At 74.4% G+C, this 12,562-nt stretch carries 17 protein-coding genes; 3 read left to right on the top strand and 14 right to left on the bottom strand.

The genetic code is table 11. The features are described 5' to 3' along the window. The first annotated feature begins 14 nt into the window (after positions 1–14). Positions 15–221, top strand: coding sequence for a hypothetical protein (locus tag AC1UE5_RS20905; protein ID WP_482927177.1), 207 nt, complete (start codon positions 15–17; stop codon positions 219–221). Here AC1UE5_RS20905 and cobA read toward each other — a convergent pair. From cobA to moaC, 10 genes are read right to left on the bottom strand one after another with little or no spacing between them, the layout of a single operon-like run. After that, complete coding sequence (gene cobA / locus AC1UE5_RS20900) at positions 218–1,675, bottom strand: uroporphyrinogen-III C-methyltransferase (RefSeq protein WP_482927175.1); 1,458 nt, start codon at positions 1,673–1,675, stop codon at positions 218–220. The genes AC1UE5_RS20905 and cobA overlap by 4 nt on opposite strands. Continuing rightward, entirely contained in the window at positions 1,672–2,529 is an 858-nt protein-coding gene (gene hemC / locus AC1UE5_RS20895) for a hydroxymethylbilane synthase (RefSeq protein ID WP_482927173.1), read from the bottom strand. The genes cobA and hemC overlap by 4 nt, the downstream gene beginning before the upstream one ends. Beyond that, positions 2,526–3,839, bottom strand: coding sequence for a glutamyl-tRNA reductase (gene hemA, locus AC1UE5_RS20890; protein WP_482927171.1), 1,314 nt, complete (start codon positions 3,837–3,839; stop codon positions 2,526–2,528). The genes hemC and hemA overlap by 4 nt, the downstream gene beginning before the upstream one ends. After that, the gene (locus AC1UE5_RS20885; protein ID WP_482927169.1) at positions 3,839–4,021 is read right to left on the bottom strand and encodes a hypothetical protein; all 183 of its coding nucleotides are present in this window, start codon (positions 4,019–4,021) and stop codon (positions 3,839–3,841) included. The genes hemA and AC1UE5_RS20885 overlap by 1 nt, the downstream gene beginning before the upstream one ends. Beyond that, the gene (locus tag AC1UE5_RS20880; protein ID WP_482927167.1) at positions 4,021–4,770 is read right to left on the bottom strand and encodes a cytochrome c biogenesis protein; all 750 of its coding nucleotides are present in this window, start codon (positions 4,768–4,770) and stop codon (positions 4,021–4,023) included. The genes AC1UE5_RS20885 and AC1UE5_RS20880 overlap by 1 nt, the downstream gene beginning before the upstream one ends. Then, positions 4,760–5,434, bottom strand: coding sequence for a heme exporter protein CcmB (locus tag AC1UE5_RS20875; RefSeq protein ID WP_482927165.1), 675 nt, complete (start codon positions 5,432–5,434; stop codon positions 4,760–4,762). Before AC1UE5_RS20875 ends, AC1UE5_RS20880 begins: the two co-directional genes overlap by 11 nt. Before the next feature lie 3 nt (positions 5,435–5,437). Further along, a complete protein-coding gene (locus AC1UE5_RS20870) occupies positions 5,438–6,130 on the bottom strand; it encodes an ATP-binding cassette domain-containing protein (protein WP_482927163.1) in 693 nt (230 codons plus the stop codon). Further along, positions 6,114–6,587 carry a MogA/MoaB family molybdenum cofactor biosynthesis protein gene (locus tag AC1UE5_RS20865; protein ID WP_482927162.1) on the bottom strand — a complete coding sequence of 158 codons (474 nt, stop codon included), beginning with the start codon at positions 6,585–6,587 and terminating at the stop codon, positions 6,114–6,116. Before AC1UE5_RS20865 ends, AC1UE5_RS20870 begins: the two co-directional genes overlap by 17 nt. Before the next feature lie 21 nt (positions 6,588–6,608). Continuing rightward, on the bottom strand, positions 6,609–7,457 hold the full coding sequence (locus AC1UE5_RS20860) for a hypothetical protein (RefSeq protein WP_482927160.1): 849 nt from the start codon (positions 7,455–7,457) through the stop codon (positions 6,609–6,611). A 35-nt stretch (positions 7,458–7,492) separates the two neighbouring features. Further along, on the bottom strand, positions 7,493–7,975 hold the full coding sequence (gene moaC, locus AC1UE5_RS20855) for a cyclic pyranopterin monophosphate synthase MoaC (protein WP_482927158.1): 483 nt from the start codon (positions 7,973–7,975) through the stop codon (positions 7,493–7,495). Between the two features lie 32 nt (positions 7,976–8,007). Between moaC and AC1UE5_RS20850 the strand changes: the two genes are divergently transcribed. Continuing rightward, positions 8,008–8,673: a transglutaminase family protein gene (locus AC1UE5_RS20850; protein WP_482927156.1), complete on the top strand. Its 666-nt coding sequence runs from the start codon at positions 8,008–8,010 to the stop codon at positions 8,671–8,673. Here AC1UE5_RS20850 and AC1UE5_RS20845 read toward each other — a convergent pair whose 3' ends face one another. Beyond that, the gene (locus AC1UE5_RS20845) at positions 8,674–9,702 is read right to left on the bottom strand and encodes a hypothetical protein (protein WP_482927154.1); all 1,029 of its coding nucleotides are present in this window, start codon (positions 9,700–9,702) and stop codon (positions 8,674–8,676) included. Positions 9,703–9,953: 251 nt separating this feature from the next. On the opposite strand from AC1UE5_RS20845, the gene AC1UE5_RS20840 reads away from it, so the two are divergent. Beyond that, positions 9,954–10,166 carry a hypothetical protein gene (locus AC1UE5_RS20840; protein WP_482927152.1) on the top strand — a complete coding sequence of 71 codons (213 nt, stop codon included), beginning with the start codon at positions 9,954–9,956 and terminating at the stop codon, positions 10,164–10,166. Between the two features lie 9 nt (positions 10,167–10,175). On the opposite strand, the gene AC1UE5_RS20835 is transcribed toward AC1UE5_RS20840, so the two are convergent. The 3 genes from AC1UE5_RS20835 to AC1UE5_RS20825 form a co-directional block, all read right to left on the bottom strand. Continuing rightward, entirely contained in the window at positions 10,176–10,916 is a 741-nt protein-coding gene (locus tag AC1UE5_RS20835; protein WP_482927150.1) for a precorrin-2 dehydrogenase/sirohydrochlorin ferrochelatase family protein, read from the bottom strand. A gap of 3 nt (positions 10,917–10,919) precedes the next feature. Next, positions 10,920–11,084 (bottom strand): hypothetical protein, encoded by a 165-nt coding sequence (locus AC1UE5_RS20830; RefSeq protein WP_482927148.1) that lies wholly within the window; start codon positions 11,082–11,084, stop codon positions 10,920–10,922. A gap of 207 nt (positions 11,085–11,291) precedes the next feature. Further along, positions 11,292–12,533, bottom strand: a complete 1,242-nt coding sequence (locus AC1UE5_RS20825) for a hypothetical protein (RefSeq protein ID WP_482927146.1) — start codon at positions 12,531–12,533, stop codon at positions 11,292–11,294. Positions 12,534–12,562: the final 29 nt, after the last annotated feature.

Genomic DNA, 12,562 nt, shown 5'->3' with positions numbered 1-12,562 from the left:
GGTATGCGCGGAGCATGGCCGAACGCGAGGATGCACCGCTGGCGAACGACTCCGGAGGCGGCGTGCCGCCCAACGACGGGCCCTCCGGGCTGCCCGAGGACGTCGAGGAGAACGAGCCCCTCGGCGTCGACGAGGCCGACCCCGAGGGCGAGGGCGAGACGCCGCGCGGCGAGGACGCGCAGCCCGGCATCAACCGCGGCGAGCCGGACGTCAGCGGCTAGCTAGCGGCGTCCGCGAGGAGCGCCTCGACGAGGCCGTCGGGCGTGTGCACCGGCGCCTCGACGTCGGGCTCCAGGCCGGCCTCGCGCAGCGCCGCGCTCGTGGCCGGGCCGATGGACACGAGCCGCGGCCCGCTCAGGCTCCCGCCCGCCGCGCTCAGGAACGAGCGCACGGACGACGCGGACGTGAAGGTCGCGTAGTCGGCGGCCAGCGCGGCGTCGCGCACGTCGTCGGCGAGCGGCTCGGCCACGGTCCGGTAGAGCGCGGCGACCACGACCTCGGCGCCGCGCTCGCGCAGCGCGTCGACCAGGACGTCACGGCCCTCCTCGGCGCGGGCGATCAGGGCGCGCTTCACGGGCAGCTGCGCGAGCGCCTCCACCAGCGACTCGGCGACGGCGCGCGGCGGCACGACGTCCGGCTCGATCCCCCCGGCGCGCAGCGCGCGGGCCGTGCCGGGGCCGATGGCGGCGATGGTCGGGCCGGCGAGCGCGCGGGCGTCGCGCACCTCCTCCAGCAGCCGCGTCGCGCCGTTGGGCGACGTCACGCAGACCAGGTCGAACGCCTTCGGGTCGGGCAGCTCGACGGGGAGCGGCTCGGTGCGGATCGCCGGCGCCTCGACGACGACCGCGCCCAGCTCGCGCAGCCGGGCGGCGAGCGGGGACGCCTGCGCGCGGGCGCGGGTGACGACCACGGAGCGGCCGGACAGCGGACGCCGCTCGAACCACGCCAGCTCCTCGCCGAGCGCCGCGACGTCGCCGATGACGGTGATCGCGGGCGCCTTGATGTGCGCCGCGGCGGCGCGCTCCGGAAGCGTCTCGAGCGTCGCGACGAGCGAGCGCTGCCGCGGCAGCGTGCCCTGCTGCACGATCGCGGCGGGCTGGGACGCTGGCCGGCCGCCCGCGATGAGCTGCTCGGCGATGCGCGGGAGCTGCTTGACGCCCATGTAGAAGACGAGCGTGCCGGGGAACGCGGCGAGCGCGGGCCAGTCGATCTGCGTCTCCGGCTTGGCGGGATCCTCGTGGCCGGTGATGAACGCGACGCCCGACGAGAGCCCGCGGAACGTCACCGGGATGCCCGCGTACGCCGGCGCGGCGATGCCCGACGTGACGCCGGGGACGAGCTCGAACCCGATGCCGTGCTCGCGCAGCACGCGGGCCTCCTCGGCGCCGCGGCCGAACACGAGCGGGTCGCCGCCCTTCAGCCGCACGACGACCTTGCCGGCCGCCGCGTGCTCGACCATCACCCGCTCCGTCTCGGCCTGCGGCACCTGCGGGCCGCCGCCGATCTTGCCGACGTCGATCAGCTCGGCGTCGTCGCGGGCGTACGTCAGCGCTTCGAACGGGATGAGCTTGTCGTGGAGCACGACGTCCGCGCGCCCGAGCACCTCGATCGCCCGCGCGGTCAGCAGCCCTGGGTCGCCCGGCCCCGCGCCGACGAGGTAGACGAACCCGCTCACGGGCGCAGCACCTCCTCCGCGCCCGCCAGCAGCAGCCGGCGCGCGACCTCGGCGCCGAGCGCCTCCGGCGGGCCGTCGCTCCCGAGCTCGTCGGTGAGCCAGGCCGATCCGTCCGGCGCGCCGACGTACGCGCGGAGCAGGAGGTCGCCCTGAGCCGTCGGCGTGGCGTACGCGCCGATCGGGGTCGAGCAGTCGCCGCCGAGCCCGCGCACGAGCGCCCGCTCGCACACCAGCGCGGCCTCTGCCGCCGGATCGCGCAGCGCCGCGACGGCCTCGCGCGCGGCGTCGTCGTCCGCGCGCGCCTCGATCGCCAGCGTCCCCTGGCCGGGCGCGGGCACGAGATCCAGCGTGCAGGACGCCTCGTCGCGCCGCCCGAGCCGGTCGAGTCCCGCCGCGGCGAGCACGATCGCGTCCGCCTCGCCGTCGCGGAGCTTGCGCAGGCGCGTGTCCACGTTCCCCCGCAGCTCGACGATCTCCAGGTCGGGCCGCCGCGCCAGCAGCTGCGACGCACGCCGCAGCGAGACCGTGCCGATGCGCGCGCCGGACGGCAGCGCGTCGAGCGACGGCGCCCCGCACAGCACATCGCGCGGGTCGGCCCGCTCGGGCGCCGCGACCAACGCGCACCCGTCCGCCAGGTCGACCGGGACGTCCTTGGCCGAGTGCACGGCCAGGTCCGCCTCGCCGCGCAGCAGCGCCTCCTCGATCTCCAGCACCCACTCGCGCTTGTCCTCGACGGCGCGCCGCCGGTCGCCCGACGTCGTCACGGTGACCAGCTCGACGTCGCCAGGGAGGCGCGACGCCACCCACCGGGCCTGGGCGAGCGCCAGCGCGCTCCCGCGGGTCGCGATCCTCACGCGTGGCGCCGCAGCGGGCGGACGTTCTCGTCGGCGCGCTCCATCGCCGCGCCCTCCTCGAGCCCGAACAGCTCGCGCGTGAGCTGCAGCCGCCCGTGCCCGCCGAGCGTCTTGAGGCGCACGGTCGGCTCGTGCAGGAGCCGGTTCACCACCGCGCGCGCGAGCTTCTCCGCCCGCTCGCGATCGGCGTCGGTCTCCCACCGCTCCGCGTTCTCGGCCAGCACGCCGTCGACGATCTCCTCCGCGTGGGCGCGCAGCGCCGCGACGGTCGGCATCACGTCGAGCGTCGAGAGCCAGACGGCGAACCGCTCGATCTCCTCCTCGACGATCTGCTCGGCCTGGCGCGCCTCGGCCTCGCGCACGCGCAGGTTGCGGCGCACGACGCGCTGCAGGCCGTCGACGTCGATGAGCGTCACGCCCTCGAGGTCGCCGCAGCCCGGCTCGACGTCGCGCGGCACGGCGATGTCGAGGATGAGGAGCGGCCGGCCGGCCCGCGCGCGCATGATGTCGGCGAGCGCGTCCTCGTGGAGGATCGCGTGCGGCGACGCGGTCGACGCGACGACCATGTCGGCCTTCACGAGCTGCTCGGGCAGCTCGTCGAGCGGCAGCACCCCGCCGCCGAACTGGTCGGCCAGCGAGCGCGCGCGGTCGGCGCGGCGGTTCGCGACGAACATCGTGGTGACGCCCTTCGCGGACAGCGCCTTCGCGGTCAGCTCCGCCGTCTCGCCCGCGCCGATGATCACGACGTGGCGGTCGGCCAGCGGCCCGAGCACCTCGCCGGCGACGTCCACGGCGACCGACGAGACCGACGCGCCGCCCGCGCCGATCGCGGTCTCCGCGCGCACGCGGCCGCCCGCGCGCAGCGCGCTGTTGAAGAGGCGGTTCGAGAGCGGCCCCGACGTCCCGGCGGTCACCGCCGAGTCGTACGCGCGGCGGACCTGGCCCTGCACCTCGGCCTCGCCGACGATCATCGACTCCAGCCCGGAAGCGACCCGGTACAGCTGCCGCGCCGCGTCGCAGTTGCGCGGCGCGTAGACGACCTCGGCCAGCTCCGTCGGCCGGATGCCCGCGCGCGACGCGAGCTTGCCCAGCGCGGCGCTCTCGGCCTCCACCGGGTCGGTGACGACGAGGTAGATCTCGGTGCGGTTGCAGGTCGAGATCGCGACGGCCTCGCGGATCGACGGCGTCGACACCAGGTCCTGCAGGAAGCCCTCGGTCTCGGTCTGGAGCAGCGCGACCCGCTCGCGCATCGCCACGGGCGCGGTCTTGTGCGACACGCCCAGCAGCAGGACCTCGGCCGACGCGCTCATCAGCCCACCTCGGCAGGCTCGGGCGCGTCGCGCTCGGCATCCTGCCGTGTTGCCTCCTGGTTCAGCTCCGCCAGCTCGCGCTCGAGGTTGCTCAGGCGGTAGGCCATGATCCCGACGTAGATCAGGACGAGCGCGAAGAAGATGATGTAGGCCGCGGCGAGGTAGCCGTCTCCGTTCGGCATCAGACGTGCACCTGCGGGGCGGCCGAGCGGCCGGTCGGGAGCTGGCGCTCGCCGGTGATCCGGCGGCGCAGGGCCTTCACCTGGCCGCGCGTGTGCTTGGCGGCCATCTCGTACTTCCACAGCGTCACGAACAGCAGGCCGACGCCGACCAGCGTGACGAGGAACGTGAGCATCATCTCGCCGGGCATACCGCCCGTCGTCGTGCCCAGCGTGCGCGGGTGGATGAACGAGTCCGCCATCCGGACGGCGGCGAAGTTGAGGGGGACGAACGCCCCGCCGATGACGGCGAAGACGCTCGCGTAGCGCGCCTGCCGCTCCGGATCCTCGATCGAGAAGCGCAGCGGCTGGTACGTGGCGTACAGCAGGAAGACGATCAGGAACGAGACGAGCATCGGCTCGTCCCACACCCACCAGGCGCCCCACGAGCCCTTGGCCCAGACGGAGCCGGTGAGCAGGACGCCCACCGCGAGCACCAGCGACAGGTGGATCGCGACGTACGACCGCAGATCCCACCGCCGGTCGTGCGTGCGCAGGTGCTTGTAGCCCATGACGCCGCCGGCCGTGAAGCCGACCAGCGCCGTGATCCCCATCGCGACGTGGATGTAGAAGATCTTCTGGATGATCCCCTGGTCCGCGTCCTCGGGGGCGTAGAACGCGATCAGCAAGAGCGCGCCGGTCAGGACGACGGCGGTGGCGATGGACAGCGACCGGAGTCCCTTGCCGTAGAGCGTCACGTGGCTAGTCCTCAAGCAGGAAGTCGAAGACCCCGTAGGCGACGAGGCCGAAGATCAGATCATAGATGGCGAGCACGGCCACCCACCGGCCGGGGAGCGCCTGCGCGCCGCCCGCGGCGAAGAGCGGCGCGGTCGCCTCCGACGCCGCCAGCACCACCGGGACGAGCAGCGGGAGCGTGATGAGCGGCCCGATGAGGTCGCGCGCGCGGGTGCGCACGGCGATGCCGGCGACGAGCGTGCCGACGGTCGCGACGCCCGCGTTCCCCAGCGCGAGGACGAGCAGCAGCTCGGGCATCGCGCCCCATGGGGACGGGCCGAGCAGCAGGATCGCGAAGGCCGGGACGGCCACCAGCTCGACCACGCAGAGGAACAGGAACAGGCCGGTCGCCTTGGCCACGAACATCGCCGTCCGGTCGACCGGCGCGAGCAGGAAGCCGTCGAAGCCGCCCTGCTCCTCCTCGGCCACGAACAGCCGGTTGAGGCCGAGCACGGCGGCGAAGAGGAGCGTGACCCACAGCACACCGGCGGCGAGGTCGCCGTCCATCGAGGCGGCGTCCAGGCCGAAGTGGAAGAGCACGAACGTCGTGCACGCGAAGAGCGTCATGCCGGGGATCGACTCGAGCGTCTTCAGCTCGAGCTGGAGGTCCTTGCGGAGGATCGCGGCGACGGCGGTGCGCATGGCCTAGCGGTACAGCGCTCCCACGTCGTCGGGAGTGACCTCGGCGGCCGGCCGGAGCAGCTCCACGCGGCCGCCGCGCAGCCCGAGCGCCACGTCGGCCTCCGCGAGCCCACCGCGCGGGTCGTGCGACGTGATCACGCGCGTGCGGCCGCTCGTGCGCCCGATCAGCGGCTCCACCAGCTCGATCGAGGCGGGATCGAGGTTCGCACGCGGCTCGTCGAGGAGCAGCAGCGGCGGGTCGTGGAGGATCGCGCGGCACACCGCGGCGCGCTGGGTCAGGCCGCGGCTGAGCGTGCGGACGGCGTCGCCGGCGCGATCGGTGAGCTTCGTCGCCTCCAGCAGCGCGTCGATGCGCGCGTCGTCCACGCCGTGCAGGCGCGCGTGGAAGCGCAGGTTCTCGCGGACGGACAGGTCGCGGTACATCAGCGCCTCGTGGCTCAGCAGGCCGACCTTGCCGCGCACCGCCCACGCCTCGTCGGGCAGCGCGTGCCCGAGCACGCGCGCCGTGCCGAGCTGCGGCCGCAGCAGCGTGGCGAGGATGCGCAGGAGCGTCGACTTGCCCGCGCCGTTGGGCCCGAAGACGACGAGCGACGTGCCGGCCTCGACGGTGAGGCTGACCTCGTCCAGCGCGATCCGCTCCCCGAAGACCCGCGTGAGGTTCTCGAGGTGGATGGCGGGCTCAGTGGCGGCCGTCACCGCGGAGGGTGGCGACGACGTGCCTGAGCGTCGGCGCGATGACGGGGAACAGCTCCTCCACGGCCTTCGGGCTGCCGGGGAAGTTGACGATCAGCGTCTGCCCCGCGATCCCCGAGACGCCGCGGCTGAGGATGCCCATCGGCGTCTTCTCGAGCGACTTCGCGCGCATGGCCTCCGCGAACCCGGGCGCGTCGCGCTCGATGACCGCCTTCGTGGCCTCGGGCGTGACGTCGTCGGGCGTGAAGCCGGTCCCGCCCGTCGTGAAGACGAGCGCCATGTCGTCGTCGACGAAGCGGTGGAGCCGGTCCTCGATCAGCGCGAAGTCGTCGGGCACGACCTCCATCGCCTCCACGTCCGCGCCCGCCTCCTCGGCGAGGCGGGCGAGCAGCGGACCCGAGGTGTCCTCGGCCTGGCGGCGCGAGGCGCGGGTGGAGACGGTGAGCACGGCGGTCCGCACGGACGGCGGAGGCTAGTACGGCTACCCGAACAGCGGCGGCACCGCGCGCTTGACGCCCTCGGCGTCGAGGAACGTGTTCGCCTGCTGGCTGCCGTCGATGACGATCGACTGCGCGCCGGGCACGGTGTGGGAGCCGGGCCGCGACGTGCGGACGTCGTACGGGCCGCCCGAGCCGGCGAACCGCGGCGTCTGGCGGACGGTGCCGGTCGCGCGCTCCAGCCAGGCGACGCGGTAGCGCGTCAGGACCGGGCTGCTGGGCCGCGAGGCCGCGCGGAAGACGAGCGTCCGGCCGCGCCCGGACACCGTGCGCACCACGATCGTGTTCCCCTTCGGGTAGGCGATGCGGCTGCCGTTGAACGCGAGGTCGGTCGGCGTGTCGGTGGAGATGCGGCGGATCGAGGCGTTGCGCGACGAGAAGTAGATCCCGGGGCGCTTGCCGCCGCGCCGCACGAACGCGGTGCTGCCGAGCACGAGCTGCGGCGCGTGCTCGGTGTAGGCGGTGCTCGACAGGCGGCGGAGCTTCGTCTCGGTCCCGGTCGCGATGTTCAGCGCGTACAGGTCGCCGTCGCTGCGCGCGTACGTGACGACGAGGGTGCGGTTGAAGTCCGCGTCGACCTGCGTGCCGATCGAGGCCTGGGTCGGGCCGGGGAAGAACGGGATGTCGGGCGTCGTGACGGTGCCGTCGGGGGCGCGCAGCGTCAGCGTCCAACCGGTGTCCTCGCCGGGGGCGAACCAGGCCAGGTAGCCCCCGCCGGTCGCCAGGTTGACGGCGCCCGGGGCGGGCGTGAGCAGGGTGTCGGCGTGGGCCGCGGCGGGGGCGGCCGCGGCGAGGGCGGCGGTCGTCAGCAGGGTCAGGGACAGGCGCTTCATGTCCCTGGAACGGGGCGGCGCGGGGAAGGTCGCGCTCAGGGCTCGGCGCGGTGCCAGTCGCCGCTCTTGCCGCCGGTCTTGCGGAGCAGCACGACCTCGGCGATCTCGACGCCCTTCTCCAGCCCCTTGACCATGTCGTAGACCGTGAGCGCGGCGACCGACGCGGCGGTCAGCGCCTCCATCTCGACGCCGGTCCTGGCGCTCGTGCGGGCCTCGGTGGTGAGCGTCACCGTGCCGGCGGCGGCGTCGATCTCGCCCTCCACGCCGACGTAGGAGAGCGGCAGGCCGTGGCAGAGCGGGATCAGCTCGTCGGTGCGCTTGGCGGCGAGGATGCCGGCGAGCCGCGCGGTGCCGAGCACGTCGCCCTTGGGCGCGTCGCCGCGCTCCACCGCCGCCGCGGTCTCCGGCGACATCCGCACGATCGCGCGGGCGATCGCGCGCCGCTCGGTGACGTCCTTGGCGCCGACGTCGACCATCCGCGCCGCGCCGTGCTCGTCGAGGTGGGTCAGCTCTCCCATGTCCTCGGTGCATCGTACGGTGGGGCGTAGGGATGGAGAGCTTCACCGACCTCGCCGCGCGACCCGACGCGCCCCTCGACCGGCTGGCCCTCGCGCTGGCCGCGGAGTTCCGCGACGACGTCGACGCGCGCTGGGCACTCAACGAGCTCGACGAGCTGGGCGCGGAGCTGGAGGATCTCGTCGCACGGACCGGCTCCTCGCCGGAGGAGCAGGCCATCGCGTGCGGCGACCTGCTCGGCGGGCTGCACGGGTTCGCCGGCGACCAGGAGGACTACCACCACCCCGACAACTCGATGCTCGACCTCGTGCTGCGCCGGCGGACGGGTCTGCCGATCGCGCTGTCGGTCGTCTACGTCGAGGTCGCGCGGCGGGCGGAGCTGCCGCTCGTCGGGGTCGGCCTGCCCGGCCACTTCGTGGTGGCGCACGCGGGCGCGAGGCTCCCGCTCCTGCTCGACCCGTTCGCGGGCGGCGGGGTGATCGACCCGCCGGCGGGCGCGACGCCCGAGATGCTGCGGCCGTGGACGCCGCACGAGACGGCGATGCGGATGCTCAACAACCTCGTGAACACCTTCGCGCGGCGCGGGGCGCTGACCGACGCGCTCCACGCGGCCGACCTGCGCCTCGCGCTGCCGGCCGACGGGCCGACGCGCGAGGCGCTGAAGGTCGAGAAGCGGGCGATGCAGGCCCGCTTGAACTAGCTAGAACGCGAAGCGGCGCGAGACGCGGAACTTCGACACGATCGTGCCGCCCGCGACGGTGGCGCTGCCCTTGTACTTGAAGCGCATCCGGTAGGTCCCGGTCCGGCGGAGCGTGAAGCGCTTGGCGAACACGCCGTCCTTGCCGATCTTCGCGCTGCCGTACGAGCGGTACTTGCCGCCCTTCGAGCCGCGCGCGATCGCGATGCTCACCCGGCCGGTCGCCGTCTTCTCGCCGAGCTGGACGCGGATGCGGTAGCTCGGGCCGCGCGCGTCGGTCGTGCGCGCGGTGGAGACGTCGAACGGCGCCACCGCATCGACGGTCACGGGCGCGCTCCACGGGGAGAAGAACGTGCCGGACGCCGAGGTCGCGCCGGTGCGGGCGACGGCGACGTAGCGGCCGGGGGTCGTGAGGCGCAGCGGGACCGTGCCGGTGGCCGCGTCGACGAACGCCTCCTGCGACAGGCCGGCGATGCCGCCGTCCGGGCCGATGGCGCCGTTGAGGGCGTAGCGGATCTCGTTGCGGTTCGTGCCCGGGTTCGGCTGCCAGCCGAGCGGGACCGGCTGGGTGACGAACGAGTTCGGCTGGCGGATGAGGACGCGCTGCGGCGGCCCGACGAGGCCGACGCCCGCCGCGACGGCGTACTGGTACGTCGCCGTGCCGGTCGCCGCGCCCTTGCAGCTCGTGTCCTTCGCCCCGTACGTCGTGATCGTGACGGTGTACGTGCCGTTGCCGCGGTAGTCCTGCGGGCGGTTGACGTTGATGCCGTAGCAGTTGATCGGGGTGCTGGTGCCCGCGCCGTCGGGGCCGGTGAACGTCGCGGTGTAGTTCACGTTCTCGCCCGCGGCCATCGCGATGCCGACCGTCGGGTTCATCGACCGGAGGGTCACCGGGGCCGTCCAGGCCTGCGGGTTGCCGGCGTCGTCGGTCAGCGACACCTGCAGCGCGCTGGCGCTGGCGGGCAGCGTCGCGGCAGCGGTGATCGCGAAGGCGGAGATGGCGGCGACTCGCGCCCGCCGGGAAAGGTTCATGTGGAGGGTGCCTCCCTGCTCGTGGTTCACAGGGCGCCGTGCCCTGCCAGGTGCGGCGCGCCTACCCGGCGCGGAGTATGCCGAAAGATGGAGCGGCGGGGTGCCGCCTCTCACGACTTCCTCATGGACCGGCGGCAGAGGGGCGGCCGCGCGGGCGAGCACGTCGGAGCCCGGCGCCGGGACGTAGTTCGGAACCGACGGCCGGCCGGAGGGAACGTGCGTCGCCGTCCGCGCGTGGGGACGCTGACCGCATGTCACCTCCCAGCTACATGGTCTACGTCGTCCTGGCCGGCGTCGCCCTCGTCTCGCTGCTCGCGATGGCCATCGTCGGGTTCGACGCGTGGGTCGTCCCGGTCATCGTGATCCCGATCGTCGCCCTGTACGGCGTGTTCGACAAGCGGATGCGGCGCGAGGAACGGCGGCACGCCCGGCCCGCTGAGGGCTCGGACGTGCGGCATGCGTGACCGCGGTCGCTACGCCGGCTGATACGTGCGCTGGGCGGACGCGATGAGGTCCTTCACGGCGTCCGTCCGGCCGTCGCGGAGGAGCTGGATGGGGTCCGGCTCGCCGTTGACGATCGACTCGAAGAAGTCCTTGCGGTCCTGGTAGGTGGGGAGCGTGCCCTTCGCCCAGCCGCGGGCGTCGTTGAGGAGGATCGCGAGCTGCGCGTACTCCTCGCCGAACAGGTCGGAGATCTCGCGCTTCATCCGCTTCGCGAGCGCCGGGCTGGCGCCGGCGGTGGAGATCGCGATGGCCAGCGGGCCGGTGCGCACGATCGCCGGGAGGATGAAGTTGCAGAGCGGCGGGACGTCGACGATGTTGACGAGCATCGCCCGCTCCTCGGCGTCGTTGTAGATGCCGATGTTGATGTCCGTGTCGTCGGTGCAGGCGATCACGATGAACGTCCGCTCGAGGTCCTCCGGTCCGGCGTACTCGCGCTTGAGCCACTCGATCGACCCCTCGCCGGCGAGCCGCTCGAGCTCCGGCACCGCGTCGGGCGCGATGAGCGTCACGTCACCGCCACAGGCGAGCAGGCCCTCGACCTTCTCGAGGCCGATCTCCCCGCCGCCGACGACGAGGCAGCGGCGCCCCTTCAGCTTCAGGCATGCGATGTAGAACGTCGTGTCCAGCATGTCCCGCACGCAGGTCTGATCGCAGATCCCGCGCCGGAACTGGCACACGCATTCCTTCCCGGCGTACGCAGCGGCAGGCATGCCTCAGAGCCTACCCCCGCCCTGGGCGGGCCGGAGCAGCACGGCGCACACAAGCGCCGCTGCGCCAGCGTCGACGTACGGGCCGGGGCTGACCGGCGTGTCGTCGACCGCCCGCAGGATCGCGACGGCGACGAGCCCCGCGACGGCGGCCGCGGCGAGCGCGATCACGCAGCCGCCGGCGCCGCGTGCCGGATCACGAGCGCGTCGTAGTCGATCCGGACCGCGAAGACGCCGGAGTACGCGGGCGCGCCCTGCGACTCGGTGAAGTACGCGCCCTCGCTGCCCGCGACGGGACGAGCGGCGCGATGGCCAGTGCGACGAGGACCAGCGCCGCCGCGACGAGCACGGTGGTAGGCGGTCGGCGGAGGCGGGCGTTCATGCCGAGGTCGGAGCGGGTGGGCGCAGCAGCGTCGCGACTGCGAGGGACGCGGCGCCCACGGCGAGGACGATGCCACCGGACGGCGGCAGCTCGCGCGGGAGCCAGCGCCATGCGCCGTCGGCGGCGAGGATCGCGAGGACGGCCGGCGGCACGACCAGGAGCGGGCGCCGGAACCGCGTCGCGGCGGCCGCGGCGAGCACCACGCCGCCCGCGAACGGCGCCCACGCGTTCCACAGCAGGCCGTGCCAGGCGTCGGTCGGGAGGGTCGGGTCCCAGACCGGCAGCCAGGGCGACACGGCCAGCGCGAGTCCGCAGAGGAGCAGGCCCGTCTGACGCGGCGCCAAGCTGCCGAGCCGTCCGCTGGAGACCGCCACGCAGATGACGCCGGCGACGGTGAGCAGCGCGGCGGGGATCGCCGCAACGTCCGTGAGGTCGCGCGCGAGGACGCCCGTCGTGACGATCAGGGCGAGGACGCCGTCGTCGTCGGCGGCGTCGGTCGCGCCGGGCACGTCGGGGTGCACGATCTCCCAGAGCCCCTGGGGCGCGAGCGCCAGCGCCACGCCGGCGACGAGGAGGAGGAGCGTGGCCGGGGTGCTCGGCGCCGCGGGATCGGGCGCGGGTCGTGCGGCGAGCACGATGGTGAGCGGGAGGGCGATCGCCGTGACGGCGACGCCCGGCGTCAGCAGCTCGATGGCGACGTCGCCGGACAGGAACGCGACCGCGATCGGAACCGCCGTCACGCACGCGACCAGCCGGTGCCATGGGCGCGGCGGGCCGGTGGCGAGAATCGCGAGCAGCGCGCCGCCGGCGATCGCGACCCAGCAGGGCCGCCCCAGCGCCCCCCAGCCCGTGACCGCCAGCGTGAGGTCGTCCTCCTCCGCGCGCCGTGCCCACACGAGCCACGGGGCGACGGCGAGCGCCAACCCGGCGACCGCCAGCCGCGGGCGCTCGACGAGCCGGACCGTCACCGGCGTCCGGGCGAGCAGCGCCGCGGCGGTCAGGAGCGCCGCGACCGCGAGGGCCAGCAGCGCCAGGCCGGCGCCGCGTGCGGTGGCGATCAGCGGCTCCGCGGCGGCGGCGTACGTCAGGGCGTCGTCGGGCGCCCGGTGCCACGCGGCGTTCGCAAGGGGCGCGCCGCCGTCCAGCGGCGTGAGGGCGACCGCGGCGGCGATGCCGGCCAGGGCGAGGGCCGCGATGATGACCGGGCCACGATGGAGCTCGTCGACACGTCGTCGCACGTCGCTGGCAGCATGACCGGCACGGCGGC

Source organism: Parviterribacter multiflagellatus, from assembly GCF_056863265.1.
The sequence above is the reverse complement of the archived record's forward strand: the minus strand, read 5'-3'. Positions and strand labels throughout refer to the sequence as shown.